The organism is Lacinutrix himadriensis (assembly GCF_001418105.1).
GTDB lineage: Bacteria > Bacteroidota > Bacteroidia > Flavobacteriales > Flavobacteriaceae > Oceanihabitans > Oceanihabitans himadriense.
Genome location: NZ_LIQI01000027.1, coordinates 313,791 through 334,637, shown reverse-complemented (window position 1 = coordinate 334,637; position 20,847 = coordinate 313,791). Strand labels below are relative to the sequence as shown.

Below are 20,847 nucleotides of genomic sequence, written 5' to 3'. Positions count from 1 at the left end.
ATTGTGAAAATAAGACGGATAAAATCGGTTTAATTTTGACATCTAAAATTAGATAAAATGAAACATACATATCATATACACGGAATGACTTGCAACGGTTGTCGCGGTCATGTGGAAGAAACCCTTTCTAAAGTAGCAGGTGTTTCCAAGGCTTCAGTGGATTTAGAAAAAGCAGAAGCAACCATCGAAATGGAAAAACATATTCCATTGGAGAAATTTCAAGAAGCACTTAAAAACGATGGCGGACGATATAGCATTCATAACTTAAGAGACCATCCACACGTAGAAGTTAAAAAAGAAAAACAACCCGTAAAAAATGGCACCGGAACTTTCTATTGTCCAATGCATTGTGAAGGCGATAAAACTTACGACAAGCCTGGTGATTGTCCGGTTTGTGGAATGGATTTAGTAGAAGAACAAAATCTATCTATTACTAATACCGAACAATGGACCTGCCCAATGCATCCCGAAGTTATAAAAGATGCGCCAGGCTCCTGCCCTATTTGTGGTATGGATTTAGTGCCCATGAAACCAGATATTTCCGCAGAAGAGAAAACCTATAAAAAGCTATTAAAAAAGTTTTGGATTGCAGTGGTATTCACCTTACCCATATTTTTAATTGCGATGAGTGAAATGATTCCTAATAATCCGTTGTACACTATTCTGGAACAGAAACAATGGAATTGGGTACAGTTCGCACTTTCCATTCCTGTGGTGTTTTATGCAACATGGATGTTTTTTGAACGTGCATACCGAAGTATCAAAACATGGAATCTAAATATGTTTACCCTTATCGGAATTGGTGCTGGCGTATCTTGGCTATTTTCGGTATTCGGAATGTTTTTTCCAGACCTTTTTCCAAGTCAATTTAAAACAGCATCCGGAGCAGTTCATGTTTATTTTGAAGCTTCTACTGTTATTTTAACCTTAGTACTTTTAGGACAACTTTTAGAAGCGCGTGCGCATAGTAAAACGAATTCTGCAGTAAAAGAATTACTAAAATTAGCTCCTAATAAAGCAACCAAAATAATAGATGGTGAAGATGTAGAAGTGCCCATCGATAAGATTGCTTTACATGATATTCTAAAAGTAAAACCTGGCGATAAAATCCCAGTAGATGGTGTTATAACTGAAGGAAATACCCTATTGACGAATCTATGATTTCTGGAGAACCGCTTCCTGTAGATCGCTTTGAAGGCGATAAAGTAAGTGGTGGTACCATTAATGGAAACCAATCCTTTTTAATGAAAGCAGAAAAAATTGGTAGCGATACACTACTCTCTCAAATTATTCAAATGGTGAATGATGCGAGTAGAAGTCGCGCGCCAATTCAGAATTTAGCAGATAAAGTTTCTGGTTATTTTGTACCTGTTGTAGTTATCATTTCATTAATCACTTTTGCAATTTGGGCCATTTGGGGACCAGAACCGGTTTACGTATATGCCTTTGTAAATGCCATCGCAGTTTTAATTATTGCTTGTCCTTGTGCATTAGGATTAGCGACGCCAATGTCTATAATGGTTGGTGTTGGTAAAGGTGCGCAAAATGGTGTATTGGTGAAAAATGCAGAAGCATTAGAACGAATGGCGAAAGTAGATACTTTAATTATTGATAAAACAGGAACCATTACCGAAGGGAAGCCAACAGTAGAAAAGGCAGTTGCATTTCATGCCGTTTTAACGGATAAAGAAGTGCTGCAATACATTGTTTCTTTAAATATAAATAGTGAACATCCTTTAGCGGAAGCAACAGTAAAATACGGAAAATCACAAAATATAGAAATTCTAAAATCGGAAGGATTTAGTGCCGTTACTGGAAAAGGTGTCGAAGCTACCATAAACAATAAAAAAGTAGCCTTAGGAAATCCTAAAATGATGGACTATGTCCATGCAGAGATTACTCCGGAAATGGCGGAAGAAGCGAAAACGTATCAGAAACAAGGGAAAACAGTTTCCTATGTATCGATAGACAAAGCAGTAGTTGGTTATGTGGTTATTGGCGACAAAATCAAAGCAACCAGCGCAAAAGCGATTCAAGCACTTCAAGATAAAGGAATTGCTGTTGTTATGCTTACCGGAGATAATTACGATACCGCACAAGCTGTGGCTTCGGAGTTGCATCTTGCCGATTTTAAAGCAAGCATGTTACCGGAAAATAAATTACAAGAAGTAGAAAAGTTACAAAAGGAAGGAAAAGTGGTTGCTATGGCTGGTGACGGAATTAATGATGCACCAGCATTGGCTAAAAGTGATGTTGGTATTGCGATGGGAACAGGAACCGATGTCGCTATTGAAAGTGCGATGATTACTTTAGTAAAAGGCGATTTGCATGGCATTGTGAAAGCTCAACATTTAAGTGTGGCTGTAATGAAAAACATTAAGCAAAATCTGTTTTTTGCATTGATCTATAACACGGTAGGAATACCAATTGCGGCAGGTGTTTTATTTCCGGTTTTTGGAATTTTATTATCCCCAATGATTGCAGCATTAGCGATGAGTTTTAGCTCAGTTTCGGTGATTGCAAATGCATTACGATTACGAAGAATTAAAATATAAAATAATGAAAAAATATATCCTTTATATTGCAGTATTGGCTGTTGGTTTACTTTTGGGAGCATTTCTTTTTGGAGATTCTTCCAATAAAGAGGTAGAACATAAACATAATGAAATAGTAGAGAATAGTACTATGTGGACTTGCTCCATGCATCCACAAATTATGCAATCCGAACCAGGAGATTGTCCTATTTGTGGCATGGATTTAATTCCTGTAGAAAGTAATTCGGAAGGCTTACTAGCAGATCAATTTAAACTTTCTGAAAATGCAATAGCATTGGCTAACATTCAAACTTCTATGGTTGGTTCAAGTAGTACCGAGGCAGATTCGGGTTTCGTTTTATCTGGGAAAATTACGGAGAATGAAAATGAAACAGCAACCATGCCGGCTCATTTTGACGGAAGAATAGAAAAACTGTATGTGAATTCCTTAGGAGAACAAGTGAGAAAAGGACAAGCAATTGCTAGAATCTATTCCCCAGATCTTGTTGCTGCACAACAGGAATTAATTACAGCATACAAACTAAAAGCTTCCCAGCCACAATTATATAATGCGGTGAAGAATAAATTTAAGAATTGGAAGATTCACGGTTCGCAATTGGCTGAAGTGGAACAAACCGGACAAGTAAAAACAAGTTTTACTATTTACTCGCATGTATCTGGTGTGGTTACCGAAATCGCTATCAACGAAGGTTCGCATATTATGGATGGGAAACCTATTTTTAAAGTGTCAAATTTAAATACCGTTTGGGCAAATTTTGATGTGTATGAAAATCAAATCCGTCAATTTAAAAAAGGACAAGCTGTTGTGGTAACAACCAATGCGTATCCGGATAAAACATTTAATGGGAAAGTGGATTTTATAGATCCTATTTTAGATACCAAAACAAGAACCGTAAAATTAAGAGTGGTACTGAATAATAAAGAAGGTGTGTTTAAACCTGGAATGTTTGTGGAAGGTAAATTAAAAGGAATTGCCAATGCTACCAACGAAGAAGAAGTATTAACTATTCCTGCTTCTGCTGTTTTATGGACAGGAAAACGTTCGGTAGTATATGTGAAAACCAATCCTACAGCACCTGTTTTTGAAATGCGAGAAATTACAATCGGTAATCAAATTGGAAGTAATTATCCCGTTTTAGAAGGTTTGCAAAAGGAAGATGAAATTGTAACCAACGGGACTTTTACAGTAGATGCTGCGGCACAATTACAAGGCAAGAAATCGATGATGAATAAATCGGAGAAAGAAGAAACGATGACGGCAATGCAACCGATGAAAATGAAATTCCCTAGCCTTTTTCAAAAAGAATTTAAAGAAATACTTCCTATGTACTTGAATATGAAAGATGCCTTTATTGTAAGCGATGGGAAAACCGTTTCCGATATTGCTAGTACTATGTATCAGAAAATACAAAATTTGGATGCCGCGACTTTAGGAAAAATGGAATTAGCACATTTGGATAAAACACGATCTATGTTAAAAGCGATTTCCGAAAATAACGAAATTGAAAAACAACGGGATCATTTTGTGATACTCAATGAAAATATAGTAGTCTTAGCCATGAATATGGGGACTTTAAATACCACATTATATGTTCAGAAATGCCCAATGGCAAACAATAATAATGGCGCTATGTGGCTGAGTAATGACAAGGTTATTCGAAATCCGTATTATGGAGATGCCATGATAACTTGTGGAAGTATCATTGAAGAAATCAAATAAAAAAATAAATAAACCAATAACTAAATTTTTAAACCATGAAGAAAATAATTTTAAGTTTAGCTGTATTAGCTATAATGGGTTTGACAAGTTGTAAAAACGAAGCCAAACAAGAAACTGAAACAACAACTAGTGAAGTATCTAACGAAATGGCTATGGCCGATATTTCTTTTGGAGTGCGCGGAAACTGTGGGATGTGTAAAAGTACTATAGAAAAAGCAGTACATGCTGTTCCAGGCGTATCTAAAGCAAATTGGGATGTAGATAAAAAGAAAATAGAGGTTTCTTTTGATGATACGAAAACCGATGCAACGGCAATTCATACTGCCATTGCAGCTTCTGGTTATGATACCGATAAAGTTCTAGGAAGTGAAGCAGCTTATGAGAATTTACCAGGTTGTTGTAAATATGACCATGAAATGAAGATGAATCAATCTGGAGAGTCGAAAGAATAAAACCTTTCCATTCTTCATTTTGAAACCTAAAAAAGCCTATTAAAAACAGTTGTTTTAATAGGCTTTTCTTTTAACTATATTATTGCATATCTATAATACCAACTACTTCATACGCTCTAGTACCATCTACTTGTACTTTTTCGTATAGAATATTAGCGTATTCATAATAGGTCTGACCGTCTATGACTACTTTTTCATAATCCTCTGGAAGCTCATATACTACAGTGCCTACTTCTGGATCTACTACTTCATATTCATTATTTATTTGGGTGTAAAAGATACCATGCACATTAAAATAGCTGTGGTTATTAAAAAGCACACGTCTATAATTTGTAGGTAATACTTTTATTCTAAAACCAACCTTTGGTGCTATAACAATATAACGACCTCTAGACTGTGTGTAATATTTGTTATTTGCATAATAGTAATTTTGTCCGTTGTGCTTAATTACCGTTCTATTTGGTACATTTCTCACAGAAACAATTTTCTTTTTTGGTGTTTTGTACGTTACTCTACTGCTGGCTACTCTTCTGGTTGTATTTGTATTGCTTTTTGCAGTGGTTGTTCTTGTTGCTTTTTCCGTTTTATTGGTGGTTGTAGTTGAAGTAGTACGACGCGTTTGTGCCGAAACTTGTGTTGTAATAGCCACCATAAACAGGGCTGGTAAAACGAGTGTTTTTATTAATGTTTTCATAATTTAATTTTTTAAGGATTACACTTTATTTGCTACCTATTAAGACATTTTTTAATAGGAATAGTTTAAAGATATACACATAAAAGAACTATAAAAAAGCAAATAGACAGTTGCCTACATTCTATCTACAAACAGGATTTTTTTATCTATGTAGATTTTATTTATGGAAACAAAAAAAGGTATACTACGAAAGTATACCTTGCTTTTAAACTAATGAAATATTAAAATTATTTTAATAATCCTAATAAACCTGTTAATTCTGATAAATTTAAACTTGAATTGTTATCTGTATCTAAAGTATTAAAGTTTTCAGATACAGAACCAATAGCTTCCGTAGAGCTAATAGCTTCATCTTTATTCGCGTCTAATAAACTAAAAAGACTAGAAATTTGTTGAACCGTAGCGTTTGAACTTAATGAACTTAATAATGTTGCTGCTTGAGATACCGTTGATGTATTAACGTTTTTCACGCTATCACAGCTAAATAATCCTATTGAAATCGCCAATGTAAGTACTACTTTCTTCATAATTTGAATTTGTTTTATTTTTATGTTGGCGCAAATATAATTACATGTTTAAACATTACATAAGAGAATAGACGTGTGCTTCTTATCCATCTATGAAAGATAGGATTTTATAGACGAAAAGTTAAACCGTTGGTTTTATAACGAATTACTATTTACAAATTCTAGAAAAGGAGGCTTGTATTGCTCTGAAACCGTGATACGTTGGTCATTGATAATAATTTGACTACGCTCAATAACATCTATATTTTTAAGCGATACAATAAACGATCGATGCACACGCATAAATTGCGTTTCTGGGAGTTCTTCTTCTAGAGATTTCAAACTCATTAAGGTTAAAATAGGTTTCGGATTATCCTTTAACCATATCTTGATATAATCTTTTAATCCTTCAAAATACAGAACATCTGCTAGTTTAATACGCAGTTGTTTGTATTCCGATTTTACAAAAAGAAATTCCTTTTCTTCAGAAACCATTTTTTGTTGCTTTCCTTTTACCAAGGAGAACCAACTATTAGCTTTATTGGCTGCTGCTAGAAATTCGGCATAATCAAAAGGTTTCAACAAATAGTCTAAAGCTTCTACTTTAAAGCCTTCCAAAGCATATTGATCAAAAGCCGTTGTAAAAATAACACGTGTTTCTTTTGGTAGCATTTTAGAGAATTCCAAGCCTGTTAAATCTGGCATTTGAATGTCTAAAAACAGTAAATCTACAGGTTTATTTTTAATAAATTCCAAAGCTTCAATAGCACTACTACATTTTTGTTTTAGTTCTAAAAAAGGTGTTTTTGCTACATAGCTTTCCACTAAATTAAGCGCCATAGGCTCATCGTCTACAATAACACAGGTGATTTTTATAGTGCTCATACGTTTGGTTTATATATTAAAAGTAATTATAAATTGGAATACTAATGATTAGTTAACCGTATATCTAACAATAACCTCATTATCTAAAATAACATTTGTTGACCATATAAATTGGGCGTCTGCCGCACTATCATCAAAAATATTTGTAAAATTGGTGTAAGAAGGTTTGTTATCTACACCTATAGTATTGTTTGTAAAGGTAGTTGCGTTAGGCCATTGGCTATCATCAAAATCTGCAGATTGCCAGTTTGATGGTGTTTTCCAATGTAAAGCGTAATATGACGCTCCGTCATTAGAATCTTCTGTACTGCATGTTTCACTTAATCTTAAAGTGCCTTCTTCGCTAGCACAAGATAAATCTCTTAAAGGCGCTGTATAAAAGGTTTGCGCTTTCCAATTAGCATCTGTTGTTGCAATTATCTCATCTTTAGCATTTTTAAAAACAGCTACCATACCTCCATCTCCTGGATGAAATGCTTGACCTCTATTCGCCTCAGACCCTAAACCACTATTTTCTTCCCAATCTACCAATTTCATGGCTATCGTAAAAGGCGTGTTTACCTTAAATCTAACAATATTAGAATTGAATTGCGTAAAGGGCACATTATCTTTACCTACAGCAATTCCATTAATGTACATTTCAAAATAGTTGTCAGCAAATACATACGCTGTAATTATTTCACCATCGGGATCCACTTCAATAATATCTGTTCCGTCTAAAGCTGCTAGAGCTTCATTGGCAGAGGCATATTCTACTCTTGTACAGGGATTAAACAAATCGGATGCAAAAGGAAAACTGTCATCCGTAAAATTAACGGCTGCAGGAACCGTCCATGTACTGCCATCTGTTGCTGTAGACGTTCCAATTGGCGCTTCTCTACCTCTATCGCATTTAAAAATATTTTCGGTTACAACTGTTGCTTGCCCTTGCGATACAGATGCTGTGCCTTTATAAACTTCTGAATTTTGAGGAGTAGTCTTTGGACTGTTTTTACAAGCTGTCATCGTTAAAGAAGCGAAAACAAAGAGTGGTATAATGTTCTTTAAGTGTATCATTATTATGTTTTTTTTAATTGGAGTCTATAAATGTTAATGTTGTTCTATCTATAATTTTTACGGTATTCATTGCATTCATAAATACATTATAATCTACATGTAAACTGTGTTCTTTAGGTAAAGTGGTAGGTGTTTCAGATAAGGCATAAAGCGCTATGGTATATTCATGTTTACCTTTCCCACGAGAACATGGCGACGTATAGGATATCGCTGTACCATCTTTATTTGCACCCATAAACCAATTCCCTTTAGCCGCCATTTTGTATGGTATTTTTGTTGTTTCCGGATTAATATCCCATAATAACAGGTATGAATTAATTTCTGTTTTATTATCCTTTTTCGGACAATGATACATCACAACTGCTAAAGATTTAGTGCCTTCTGGTACATTTCCCCACGAAAGTGGTATGGAATTTTCAACAGCATTAACCTTCTCTTCACACTTATAAGTATCTAATAAAACACCATTCTTTATTGCAATACTGGATAGTTTAAAATTGGAATGTATGGTTTTAAAATCATCATGATTTACGTTTGTAGTCGCTTTTTTATTGTTTTTGCAAGACATGAACCCAATAAAAAGAATAGGAATTAAAAATTTTGAATATTTCATTTTTCTCTTGGTTTATAAGTTTCAACGCTTGCTGTACCCTCAGGATCTATAAATTGATACGTGTAATTATCTTCATTGTCCCATTTGTAATTTATGATATATTCTTTGGAATCTAAACGATATGTTAACGCATATGAATTTTCTCCTAACGATTTAAAATCAATAATTTCTGCACCTCGTAGTGGTCTTAAAGCAGGTCTTAATTCTTGTGTTCTAGGTTGCGGATACACTTGATTTTCTGGTGCTTCTGTTTTTGGGTCTAATATTACTTCACCTCGCATACCTGCAATTAAATAAGGATATTCTTTAATAGTGTGATATTGATAAGAGCCATCTGCGTTTGTTTTTCCTAAATAGGCATCTAATCTATCTGTTGTTTCGCCATATACAGGAAAACCATCTACAGCATAAGCTACCGGATTGCCAGCACCTACTTGATCTTGTAAATGCAATGGTGGTAAATGATAATGATAATCGTCTGCACGACCACAATGTCCGCCCCAGTTGTCTAATTCTCCAATAGCATTTGCATCTTCACCTCTATTGTTTAAAGGATTAAAAATAGGAATTCCATTTACAGCAACAGCTATCGCACCTTTAAGCAAATTGGTTTTTGTAGATAGCGGATTTTCTGCCATTTTTGGATGCGTGGGTATCGCCCAACTATTATCGCCCGTGTAATTTTGATTAATAGGTACTTGTTGTTGCCAGTTTGTGATACCAACCATCATGTCATGATCTGGCAACCCATTGGATGAAACATATAGATAGTTGTCATCTGTATGTGTTGTAACACCGTCAAATTTCTCAAAAAAGCTTTGCATCAATGTCACATTATTTGCCGGTACTTGTGCAGTACTTGCTTTAGTTGTACTGGCGTTTTTGCACGACACCACTAAAATCAAAATCAAACCAAGAACTCCGTGCGTTACGTACACCGTTTTTTTTTGCTTTATCAGTTTAAAAACAGAAAAAAGTAAAAGAAAGACACCTAAAGTAATAAGTCCTATATTAAAACTTGTTACCGATTGAGAATCCGTTTCAATAGTTACATTACTATTTAAAGAAGTAATGAATTCACTTTTGGTTTTAATATACTCTTGATTTGCTTCGGAAAAGTCTGAAATTTGAAAAGTTTGAACAGTATGATTGCCGTCTATAAGCCAAACTTGACCATTTTCATATTTTACAAAATCAGCATTAATTGTTTTATTAGTACTTGTTAATTCCCATTGTTTTAAAGGGGTTCCATGTCCATGCTCATGCGCAAAAAGATTCCCGTTTAATGTCAAAAAAAAGATAATTATAATTGCATTTTTCATAAGCTTAATTTTCTATTTATTACATTAATTTTTCTCACTAGTTTCTATTTTTAAAGTGACTATAAACTGATCATTTTTTAAAATAGTTTTAAAGCTGAATTTATCTGGATACAATAACTGCAAACGTTTTTCTAAATTTTGAAGTCCGATACCAGAGCCACTTTTATCCTCTGTTTTCTTCGGAAAATTATTATTTTCCACCGAAAATAAAACGGTATTATCATCACAAGTCATATTAATAATAATACTACTTGGCTTTGTGGCAGAGACACCATGTTTAAAAGCATTCTCGATTAAAGAAATAAACAATAAAGGTGCAATTTGAACACCTGTTTCTTTTACAGGAAAGCTATAGCTAACGCTTGTTTTATCTGAGACCCTTAACTTCATTAAATCGATATACTTCTTAAGAAAATCAATTTCTTTAGTCAGAGGCACCACTTCTAAATTCGTTTCATACAACATATAACGCATCAGCTTACTTAAACTGTGTATAGAAGACTTTGCTTGATCTGGCGAAATATCGACTAAAGAATAAATATTATTCAAAGAATTAAAAAAGAAATGCGGTTGCAATTGGTAATGTAAATGCTGTAATTCTGACTTCAATTTAAAATTAGCAGCTTCCTTGCGTTCGGCTTCTGTTTTAATCCATCGCTTTGTAGATTTTAAGGCAACAGCGAAAAATAAAGGTGCTAAATAAGACAACAACTGTATATACAACGCCATTTTAAATGGAGGTTCTACCCTATTGGTATTTGCAAGACGTTTTTTTAAAATATCTTGAAAGTAGTTATCTTCAATATATTCTTTTAAAAATAGGAACAATGCTATGAGTGCTATGTTTACAACAATAAATAATAGTGTTTTTTTAGGAAACAAAAAGCGGTCTACCAGTACAAAATAGTTGAAATAAAAGATAATTACTGAAAAGAATAAAGGAATCCAAAAATGCGCTTTAACTCTATCTAACTCTTGTTCCTCGCTATAAGAGAGCAAGTAAGGCAAACAAAATAGTGTTAGCCAAACTAGCACATGTAAAAAGATGGTTATGTTTTTATTTTTATACATTACTTTAATATTCTTTTTTTAAATTAAAAAAACTGAAGGGGAAATATTGGAATGTCCCCTTATAAACCAAAGGTAAAACTATTTATCTTCAATTTTATATAGAATAGACAGTTTGAAGGATTTGATATATGAATGCTATGATTTTATCGATTGAATTTTACATTAACTTATATCTTGACCTTTTCTAATTTAACCAACCACCACCTAATGCACGATACAATTTAATTACAGCCTGTAACTCTTGCTGTTTATCACTCACGGCATCTAATTGTGCTGCTAATAGGCTGTTTTGTGTGGTAAGTACATCGGTATAATTTGTGGTAGAAGTATATTTAATAAGTGCTTGCGTAAATTCAACCGATTTCTCTAAAGCCGCAATTTGCTTGCTTCTAGATTCTTGTTTTTCTTTTGCTTTTTTATACTGAAACAAGGCATTTGATATTTCTTCTCCGGCTGTTAACCATGTCGATTTATAATTATAATAAGCCTGTTGTTGTACGGATTGATTAATTTTTAATCGCGCTTTATTTTCTCCATTTGAAAAAATGGGTTGTGTTAACCCTCCAATAAGGTTATAAAACACAGAGTTGTCAAAAAAGCTGACTATATTTAATGAAGATAAACCGCCGCTTGCTGTAATAGTTAAGGATGGATAGAAATAGGTTTTCGCTATATTTACATCTTCAAAAGCACTTCTAAATTCCATTTCTGATGCTCTAATGTCTGGTCTATTTCTTAAAAGTGAAGCAGGTAAACCTATTTTTAATTCGGAAAAAGCAGTTTGTTTTTCTAATGACGATCTTTCTACATAACCGGATGCTCTTCCTAATAAAATAGAAAGTGCATTTTCCTGTTGCTGTATGCTTAATTCTATATCAGGTATACTGGCTTCTATTTCATACCTACTTGCTTCACTTTGTACAACTGCAGCACCATTTACCACTGCAGATTCTTTTAGAAACTTCATCGTTTCTTGATCTACTATTCTGTTTTTAAGCGTTTCTTGTGTAATTTTTAATTGCTTATCCAGGGCTAATAAATTGTAATAGCTTATCGAAATATCAGAAATTAATTGTGTTTGTATTGCTTTCGTAGCAGCTTTTGTTTTTAAAAATGATGCCAAAACGGATCTTTTATTACTTCGTAATTTACCCCAAACATCGAGCTCCCAACTACTACTTAATTGTCCTAAATAGGATGTGGTATTTAAATTGATGCCATCTGTACTACCAAAATTTAATGATGCTTCGGAGGTTTTAGATTTACTTACCTGCGCGCTACCTTCCAAACTTGGTAGAAAAGCCAACTTTGCTTCGGTAAGGCTCGCTTGCGCTTGGTTGATGTTTTCTATAGCTGTTTTTAAATCGAGATTGTTTTGTAATCCTTCTTCGATTAAACCCTGTAATATGCTATCTGTTATAATAGCTTTCCAAGCTAAAGTAGCAATAGACGTCGTGTCTTGCACCTCAATATCCCTATAGGTTTTAGTATATTCTACATCTGGAGTAACATATTTTTTATTCACTACTCCGCAAGAATTCAGCATTAAAATAATGAGAACAAAAGGCGTGCTATATTTTAAAAATTTATATTTCATATCTGTATTTTTTATTTGTTTAAAGGCAGTTTTTCGTCTTCATCATCTCCCCAATCATGATCATGAACACCCACAACTTTTTCTTGTAGTGTTTGGAAAATAACATAGAGTACCGGAATAAGTAAAACACCTAAAAGTGTACCTATTAACATACCGCCAATAGCACCTGTACCAATAGTTCTGTTTCCTGTAGCGCCTGCTCCTGTTGCCACCATAAGCGGTAGTAATCCAAAAATAAAAGCAAATGATGTCATTAAAATAGGTCTGAATCTAGCAACTGCTCCATCTAATGCCGATTGTATGATGGTTTCACCGGCTCGGCGTCTTTGTATGGCAAATTCTACAATTAGAATGGCATTTTTGGCTAATAACCCAATAAGCATTACCAAAGTAATTTGGACATAAATGTTATTGCTGATATCAAATAAATTCGCAAAAATCAACACTCCTGAAAGCCCAGCAGAAACGGATATTAAAACAGCAAATGGCATAATAAAACTCTCATATTGCGCGCTTAATAAGAAGTAAATAAAAATGAAGCATAGCATGAAAATATAAACGGTTTGGGTTCCTGCAGAAATTTCTTCTCGAGTCATCCCAGAGTATTCATATCCGTAACCAACAGGTAATGTTTGTGCGGCAACTTCTTCAATAGCTTTAATAGCATCACCGGAGCTATAACCATCGTTAGGCGCTCCTGTTATTTTAGCGGCTGTAAACAAATTAAAACGCGTTAAACTTTGCGGTCCGTAAACTCTTTTTAAGCTTACAAATTCGGTTATAGGCGCCATAGTACCATTACTGTTTTTTACTTTAATAGCATTCAAACTTTCAAGATTAGCCCTAAAATTTGGCTCTGCTTGATAAATAACACGGTATTGCTTACCAAACTTATTGAAGCTAGAAGCATAAACACCACTCAAATACCCTTGCATGACACCTAGTACGCTTTCCACATCTAAGCCTGCTAATTTAGTTTTGGCAACATCAACTTCTACCTCATATTGTGGATATGTGGGATCAAAGGTGGTATTTGCATATTGTATCTCAGGTCTTTCACTTAAGCCTGCAATAAAATCTTGACTTACCTTGTAAAGCTCATCTACAGTACCTCCACTTTGGTCCTGCAATTGAAATTCAAAACCGTTACTTAGCCCAAACCCTGTGATAGTGGGTGGTGCAAAAAAGATAATTCTAGCGTCTTTAATATCAGCTGTTTTGGCAAATAACCTTTTAATTATAGATTGTACATCTTGCCCATCTCCCGATCGTTCTCCCCAATCTTTCAATTTTAAAATAACCATACCATAATTAGATCCTTGGCCACTAATCATTCCGCGACCTGTTGATCTTAATACAGCTTCTACTTCTGGGATATCCTGTACTAATTCTTGTACTTGTTGTACAACTTTATCCGTTCTTTCTAAGGATGCTGCTGCAGGTAAACTAATGTCGGCCATAATGGTACCTTGGTCTTCATCTGGCACAAAACCGGTTGGCATTGTATTCATTAAATACACAAATACCCCAATGAAAACGCAAAGCATACCAATGGCAATTGCTTTTTTACGGATTAAAAACGATACTGATTTTTTATATTTTGAAGTGGTTTTATCAAACGCTGTATTGAAGGCCACATAAAAACGTTGAATAAACCCTTTTCTAGTATGCTTTTCGTCGTGCGGTTTTAATAATAAAGCACATAATGCAGGACTTAATGTTAATGCGTTTATAGCCGAAAGAATAATAGCGATGGCAAGCGTTAAACCAAATTGTTGGTAGAATACTCCCGAAGAACCACTTATAAATGTTACCGGTACAAATACGGCAGACATCACTAGTGTAATTGAAATAATAGCACCAGATATTTCACTCATGGCATCTATACTTGCTATTCGTGCAGATGTATAACCGGAGTCTAATTTGGCATGTACGGCTTCTACAACTACAATAGCATCATCTACCACAATACCAATAGCAAGCATTAAGGCAAAAAGCGTTAATAAGTTGATGGTAAAACCGAATACACTTAAGAAAAAGAAGGTTCCAACAATAGCTACAGGTACTGAAATGGCAGGAATTAAAGTGGAACGCCAATCTTGTAGAAAAATAAAAACCACCAAGAAAACTAATAAAAAGGCTTCTATTAGAGTATGAATTACTTTAGTGATAGAGGCTGATAAAAAGTCGTTGACATTCAGCATTTCAACATATTTAATGCCTTCAGGAAAATTAACTGATGCCGCGTTAAGGGTTGCAATAGAATTTTCTACAACTTCTTGAGCATTCGATCCTGAAGATTGAGCTATGGCAATACCAACTCCTGGGTGCCCATTAATTAATGTGGAAGAGCTGTACGATTGTGAACCTAATTCTACTCTAGCAACATCTTTTAATCGTAATATGCGCCCCTCATCTGTTGTTTTTACAATGATGTCTTCAAACTCCGTAGCATTTTGTAGTTTTCCTTTATACTTTAAAGTGTATTGGTAGGCTTGGTCGCCTTGTAAACCTAATTCACCAGGAGCTGCTTCCAAGTTTTGATCTGCAAGTGCAAGACTAATATCAGAAGGTTCTAAACCATAGTTTGCCATAATGTTGGCTTTTAACCAAATACGCATACTGTAATCTCTACTTCCAAAAGTACTTGCACTACCAACCCCGTTAATTCTTTTAATAATAGGAATGATATTGATGTTAGCATAGTTTTGTACAAATTCTTCATCATAATTACTATTCTCACTATAGAGACCAACAATAAGTACATTACTACTTTGCTGTTTCTCTGTAGTTACTCCAGATGTTGTAACCTCTGATGGCAAAGTACTTGATGCACTTGAAACACTATTTTGAACATTTACAGCGGCAATATCGGGATCGGTACCTAATTCGAAATAAACAGTGATGCTTGCAGAGCCACTTGTTGCGGTAGACGTCATATATGTCATACCTTCTACACCATTTATCGCTTCTTCTAACGGAACAATAACACTATTTAAAACAGCTTCAGCATTTGCGCCATCATAAGAAGCAGAAACTTTTACGGTTGGCGGTGCAATATCTGGGTATTGTGATACGGGTAAACTTGTAAGTCCGATAACACCCAAAATCAATATGATTATAGAAATTACAGCAGAAAGAACAGGTCTTTTTATAAATTTTTTAAACATAGTTACTTTGAATTTTGATTATTGGTGGTTGTCACTTTTTCATCGGTACCCTGCAAAGCATCAATAGTGTTAGCATCCACTTCAACAGGTGTTATTTCTTTTCCACTTGCTAGCGTATTAATGCCTTCTACAATAACTTGATCGCCTGCTTGAAGTCCTTCGCTAACAATAAAAGCTTTGCCTGAGGATGTAGGCGTAACCGTAATTTTGGTTGATTTTGCTTTTGATTGCTCATCGACAACATAAGTATATACACCACCTTGAAGCTCATAAGTAGCGGCTTGTGGAATAAGTAGTGCATTCTCTACCGTTTTAGGAATTTGTATTGTGGCACTATTGCCCGTTCTCAGTAAACCATCAGGATTATTAAAAATAGCACGGACATTAAAAGAACCGGTTTCCTCATCTACTTGTCCGCTTACAGTTCGGATTTCTCCTTTTTGATTAAATAGTGTGTAATCTGGGAGTAAAAGCGATACTTCTTGTTTATTGGTTAGTAGCCCTTCTTTTAAAAATTCTAAATATGTTTTTTCGTTAATAGAAAAATTAGCATAGACCTGTTTAATATTGGAAACCGTTGTTAGTGGTTCTGTATTACTACTGCTCACCAAACTCCCTAATTTATAAGGTAGGGAACCAATATAACCAGCAACGGGTGCGCTAATACGTGTATAATTAAAATTGGTATTCGCATTTGCTAAGTTGGTTTGTGCTTGTTGCAATGCAGCTTTTTTTGCAATGAGTCCATTTTCTGCTGAAGTGAGCTCAAAACTGCTAATGATTTCTCTTTCTACTAAAGGCTTTGCTTTTTCGACGTCTAATTCAGCAGAGCTTATTTCTGCTTTAGCAGTGCTTATAGCGGCTCGTGCATTCAATACTTCTTGTTCGTATTCTGGTGCATTAAGCAGAAAGAGTACTTGTCCTTTTTCGACGTATTCACCCTCATTTACCATTACTTTTTCGATAAAACCTTCTATTTTAGGTCTAATTTCAATGTTTTCTATACCTTCAACAGTTACAGGAAACTCCCTAATTACTTCTGAAGTTTTTGGGGCAACTTTTAAAACTTCGTAGGTAGGAATAGCGTCGGTTTTATTTGAACTTTCCTTGTTGTTACAAGAGGTTGATAGTAGACCAATGAACAGTCCGATAGATAAAGTAAGTGGGTAAATGGCTCTAGTTTTCATTTATTAATTTTTATTGTTTATTGTTGTTGCAAGACACAAATACGAGTGCTAATACTATAGTTGGTTATTTACTATTATTTTCAATTAAAGTACACTCAGGGTTAATGGACATGTCTGCATCGGCAATATCGGTGTTGATTAATTTGATGTAGCTTCCTTCAAACACATAAACTGCATTTCCAAAATCGGCACTGTTATTAGTCAATGTACATGCATTTAAATAAGCAGTAGAGAAGATGTCCTCATCATTGCTCCAAGAAGAATCAATCAAAGTTGAGAAGCTTGTATTATTTAGTATGCTCTGAGAGGCTCTATCAATTGCGTAAATTGCTCCACCACAACGCTCCGCTACATTATCTTGAAAATCACAGCTTAAATAGCTGGTTAATGAGCCATAGTCTACAAATGTTGCACCACCTGAATATAGGGCATGATTGTTAGAGAACGTACAATCTGTATATACTGCAGCACATCCGCCAACTTCCATTGTAGCCGCACCATATAAAGCTTCATTGTTCTTAAAAGTACAATTGTTGAAGGTTGGATTGCCACCATGGTAGGTATATACCGCTCCACCAGATTCTGCATAGTTGTCTGTAAAGGTTACATTGGTTAACGCTGTGTCAAAACCTAGTGTTGGCTTATATGTGGGTCTTACCCTGTTACCTGCTGCATAGTTTAGCAAACCGCCACCAAGTCTATCGTATACTTCTCCATTGTTTCCATTGGCATAACCACCTGTAATAGTAAGCTTGTTTAAGCTAGCGTTGTCAGATCCGATTACGACATGATAGCTATTATCTTCTTTAGCGTTTGTTCCTATTTCACCAGAAAGAATTGTATGCTTCTCGCTTTCACCAATTAGCTTAACACCAGCTTGTAATATAAATGAGTCTGATCTATTTGCACCTGGAGTGTATATTCCATCTGCTAGATAAATAGTAACAACATTTCCTGTTTTAACAAAGTAGTTGTTTGCTTGATATATTGCCTCTTGAAGGTTGTTAGTTGCATTGTTTTTGCTTGAACCATCACCAAGACCATTTGCATTAACATAAATGGTTGATGTAGAAGCTATATTATCACTTTTATTGGTTGTGTTTAAAAGGGTTGGCTCAGGTGTGTTTTCTACACTACTTAGTGTTTTTTTTATCTCTTTCAGTTCTTTTTCCGTTCTATTACCAACCTCTTCTGATTTATAACCAAAACTGTAGTTTGTACAGTTGTATGCGCTATCAAATAGTGCAGTATCATCAATTACGCCATCACTAAGTCCGTTGTATCCACCTTCAATAACACTCGTATATACTGCTGTATTACTTTCATTCCAATTGAAGATTGTATGCTGTCCTTTATCACTTTTATTACCGGATACTACTGAATTTATGATAATTGGATCATTAAATGGTCCCGTTCCTTGATAGATTGCTGCTCCTTGTTCTGAAGAATTGTTTTCCGTAAATGTGCTGTTATAAATTATTGAGTTTGAAACACCATCATTACCCATTGCTCCAGCCATTTCAGATTCATTGTTTATAAATAAGCAATTGTATAATGAAGGACTACATCCAAAGTCGTTATACATTGCACCACCTTTTCCACCGCAGTAATTATCTTTAAATACACAGTCAATGAACGTGGGGTTTGACATCATATCAATTGAAATACCGCCACCTCTCATTTTCGATGCGTTGTTTTCAAACACTACATTGTAAAATAAAGGCTGAGTTTTAAGCTCTCCAGTAACATTTACATAAAGCCGCCACCTTTAACGGAGTAACAGTTCTTTACCGTTGTGTTTTTAATTGTAGCGCTAACACCCCAAACAACTATTCCTGCACCATTTGGTGTAGATTCTGCATCGCCAGACGTAACCTCTCCGGGAGAACTATGACCAGCTCCTTCTGTTAATTCACTGTCATTACTTTCGCCTTGATCTGAAGGTGATTTAGTGCTTGAACCTTGTCTCATTTCAGATTCATTGTAACCATCTTGAATGATGAAACCATCAATAATTCCATTTGTAGCCAATAAGATGTTATTGGTGTTACCTATTGTTGTACCATCTTTGTCAATATCACCACTTAATATAGTGGCATGCTCCGCTATATTTCTTTGGTCTATAGATGTTTCAGTACCATCAAATCCACCATAAATATTTGTGCCATCAACAAGTGAGAAACTTTCTGTTTCATCCGCTGTAGATGCATAGTATGTACCTTCGGCTACCCATATTTCCTCTCCAGCTTTACTATGGGAAATGGCATCCTGCAAACTACTAAAAGCATTGTTCCATGATGTACCGTCTTCTGTTCCTCTTGAATCATCGTCTACAAATATAATTGTAGCATCATGCGCTTTTGTAGTATCAGTAGTTATTGCCGCACTAGTATTTTTAGCTCCTGTGCAACTAGAAAGTACTACGAGTACTAACAATAAAGCGGTAAATATTTTATTTGTTTTCATAATCTTTATTTTTAGTGTGAATGATTAATTAATATTAATTTTTTTATTGAATATTTTTTGACAAGTAATAGTGCGATTAGAGCAGATATACTATCGCTAACTACAAATGCTGCCCAAATACCAATTAAACCATAGTTGTTATTTAATAGATATGCAATGGGTATAAACAGTAGTATTGGGCGTAATAGCGCTAAAAATGTCGCAATCTTGTTTATTTGTATGGCTTGAAAATACCTTGTGATTACCACTTGCATCATATAAAAAGGAAGCGACATCGCGAATATTTGAAGGGCTGTTTTAGTAATGCTAATAATATTCTCGTTTTCGCTAACAAAAAGCGCTATGAGTTGTTTTGGAAACACTTCAAAAAGGATCACACCAACGATGGCAACCACAATCACCATTTTTATGGCATACTTTAAAGTTTTTGTGACACGATTATATTGTTGTGCTCCAAAATTATAACTGATAACCGGTTGCATGCCATCTCCAGTACCAAGTGCTGTCATCATAAAAAAGATGTTGATTCCAAAGATTATTCCCATGGCTGCTACTCCATCGATTCCTCCAGATTGAAGTAATAAATGGTTTGTAAATACATTTTGTAAGCTGATGGCAATGTCCATTATAAAAGGTGCTAAGCCCACAGATAGTATTGGAAGAATAATCTTCTTTTTAATTCGTATTTTTTTCCACACCAATTTTACTAGGCTTTTACCGCTTGTATAATATCGTATTAAAAGTATAGCGTTAACAGCTTGGGCGATTATTGTTGCCAAAGCAGCACCACTTATACCCATGTTGAATACTTTCATAAAAACGTAATCTAACACCACATTAATTAAGGATGATAAAAGAATAAGTTTAGCAGGAAAACGCGGATTACCTTCTGCACGACAAGTAAATTCTAAAGCCAAGAAAAAACTAAGCGGAAAGCCCATTATGATGACCCAAAGATATTCTGATGATAGGTTCAAAAGTTCGCCTTCTGCACCAAAAGCCATTAATAAAGGTTTGTAAAATAGTAAACCAAGCGTGGTAAATGCCACCATGGTTATTAAGAGTCCTGCTATGCTATTACCAAGAGCATCTTCTGCTTTATCTAATCTATCTTCACCTAGAAATTTGGCAATTAAAATTCCGGATCCACTACCAAAAAGCAACACAAATCCAAATTGAAAAAGTGTTACAGGAAAAACTAATGTTACAGCCGATAAACCATCGACTCCAACAAACTGACCTACAAAAATTCGATCTACTAAATTATATAAAGCATTAATTAACAGGCTTAAAACCGCAGGACCTACAAATGCTAAAAGTAATTTTGGTATAGAATCATCTTTAAGTGAATAGCCTTCTGTATGCGTTCTTAACTGACGCATAATAGTTTCTTTCTTAGATTTTAAGAATGAAAATGGATTAGAGAATTTATTTGTAAAATTAGACATTGATGGGTTTACTTATTATATCAATGCAAAGGTGAATAGAATTTCAACTTAAATATGAATTACAATTTACGTATAATAGATTACAATTTAAGTTTATTGTATCTT

The 20,847-nt window shown here is 34.7% G+C and carries 15 protein-coding genes and 1 pseudogene; 3 read left to right on the top strand and 13 right to left on the bottom strand.

Annotated features, from left to right (window positions below):
* The first annotated feature begins 57 nt into the window (after positions 1 to 57).
* The 3 genes and pseudogenes from AMD28_RS14720 (at position 58) to AMD28_RS14710 (ending at position 4,727) form a co-directional block, all read left to right on the top strand.
* Positions 58 to 2,555: pseudogene (locus AMD28_RS14720) on the top strand (heavy metal translocating P-type ATPase).
* A gap of 4 nt (positions 2,556 to 2,559) precedes the next feature.
* Positions 2,560 to 4,275: an efflux RND transporter periplasmic adaptor subunit gene (locus AMD28_RS14715; protein WP_055445060.1), complete on the top strand. Its 1,716-nt coding sequence runs from the start codon at positions 2,560 to 2,562 to the stop codon at positions 4,273 to 4,275.
* Between the two features lie 35 nt (positions 4,276 to 4,310).
* On the top strand, positions 4,311 to 4,727 hold the full coding sequence (locus AMD28_RS14710) for a cation transporter (RefSeq protein WP_055444890.1): 417 nt from the start codon (positions 4,311 to 4,313) through the stop codon (positions 4,725 to 4,727).
* A gap of 79 nt (positions 4,728 to 4,806) precedes the next feature.
* On the opposite strand, the gene AMD28_RS14705 is transcribed toward AMD28_RS14710, so the two are convergent.
* The 13 genes from AMD28_RS14705 to AMD28_RS14645 form a co-directional block, all read right to left on the bottom strand.
* The gene (locus tag AMD28_RS14705; protein WP_055444889.1) at positions 4,807 to 5,421 is read right to left on the bottom strand and encodes a DUF6515 family protein; all 615 of its coding nucleotides are present in this window, start codon (positions 5,419 to 5,421) and stop codon (positions 4,807 to 4,809) included.
* Between the two features lie 227 nt (positions 5,422 to 5,648).
* Positions 5,649 to 5,948, bottom strand: a complete 300-nt coding sequence (locus tag AMD28_RS14700; RefSeq protein ID WP_055444888.1) for an EF-hand domain-containing protein — start codon at positions 5,946 to 5,948, stop codon at positions 5,649 to 5,651.
* 135 nt (positions 5,949 to 6,083) lie between these two features.
* Positions 6,084 to 6,812 carry a LytR/AlgR family response regulator transcription factor gene (locus tag AMD28_RS14695; RefSeq protein ID WP_206542249.1) on the bottom strand — a complete coding sequence of 243 codons (729 nt, stop codon included), beginning with the start codon at positions 6,810 to 6,812 and terminating at the stop codon, positions 6,084 to 6,086.
* A 48-nt stretch (positions 6,813 to 6,860) separates the two neighbouring features.
* Positions 6,861 to 7,868, bottom strand: a complete 1,008-nt coding sequence (locus AMD28_RS14690) for a hypothetical protein (RefSeq protein ID WP_206542248.1) — start codon at positions 7,866 to 7,868, stop codon at positions 6,861 to 6,863.
* 13 nt (positions 7,869 to 7,881) lie between these two features.
* Entirely contained in the window at positions 7,882 to 8,481 is a 600-nt protein-coding gene (locus AMD28_RS14685) for a YbhB/YbcL family Raf kinase inhibitor-like protein (protein WP_055444886.1), read from the bottom strand.
* The gene (locus tag AMD28_RS14680) at positions 8,478 to 9,803 is read right to left on the bottom strand and encodes a YHYH protein (protein ID WP_055444885.1); all 1,326 of its coding nucleotides are present in this window, start codon (positions 9,801 to 9,803) and stop codon (positions 8,478 to 8,480) included. The genes AMD28_RS14685 and AMD28_RS14680 overlap by 4 nt, the downstream gene beginning before the upstream one ends.
* Before the next feature lie 24 nt (positions 9,804 to 9,827).
* A complete protein-coding gene (locus AMD28_RS14675; RefSeq protein ID WP_055444884.1) occupies positions 9,828 to 10,874 on the bottom strand; it encodes a sensor histidine kinase in 1,047 nt (348 codons plus the stop codon).
* A 184-nt stretch (positions 10,875 to 11,058) separates the two neighbouring features.
* A complete protein-coding gene (locus tag AMD28_RS14670; RefSeq protein ID WP_055444883.1) occupies positions 11,059 to 12,471 on the bottom strand; it encodes an efflux transporter outer membrane subunit in 1,413 nt (470 codons plus the stop codon).
* An 11-nt stretch (positions 12,472 to 12,482) separates the two neighbouring features.
* Positions 12,483 to 15,641 carry an efflux RND transporter permease subunit gene (locus AMD28_RS14665; RefSeq protein WP_055444882.1) on the bottom strand — a complete coding sequence of 1,053 codons (3,159 nt, stop codon included), beginning with the start codon at positions 15,639 to 15,641 and terminating at the stop codon, positions 12,483 to 12,485.
* Between the two features lie 2 nt (positions 15,642 to 15,643).
* Positions 15,644 to 16,828, bottom strand: a complete 1,185-nt coding sequence (locus tag AMD28_RS14660) for an efflux RND transporter periplasmic adaptor subunit (protein ID WP_055444881.1) — start codon at positions 16,826 to 16,828, stop codon at positions 15,644 to 15,646.
* A 64-nt stretch (positions 16,829 to 16,892) separates the two neighbouring features.
* A complete protein-coding gene (locus AMD28_RS14655; RefSeq protein WP_338035242.1) occupies positions 16,893 to 18,533 on the bottom strand; it encodes a hypothetical protein in 1,641 nt (546 codons plus the stop codon).
* 44 nt (positions 18,534 to 18,577) lie between these two features.
* The gene (locus AMD28_RS14650; RefSeq protein WP_055444879.1) at positions 18,578 to 19,294 is read right to left on the bottom strand and encodes a DUF1565 domain-containing protein; all 717 of its coding nucleotides are present in this window, start codon (positions 19,292 to 19,294) and stop codon (positions 18,578 to 18,580) included.
* A gap of 11 nt (positions 19,295 to 19,305) precedes the next feature.
* Positions 19,306 to 20,742 carry an MATE family efflux transporter gene (locus AMD28_RS14645; RefSeq protein ID WP_055444878.1) on the bottom strand — a complete coding sequence of 479 codons (1,437 nt, stop codon included), beginning with the start codon at positions 20,740 to 20,742 and terminating at the stop codon, positions 19,306 to 19,308.
* Between the last annotated feature and the right edge of the window lie 105 nt (positions 20,743 to 20,847).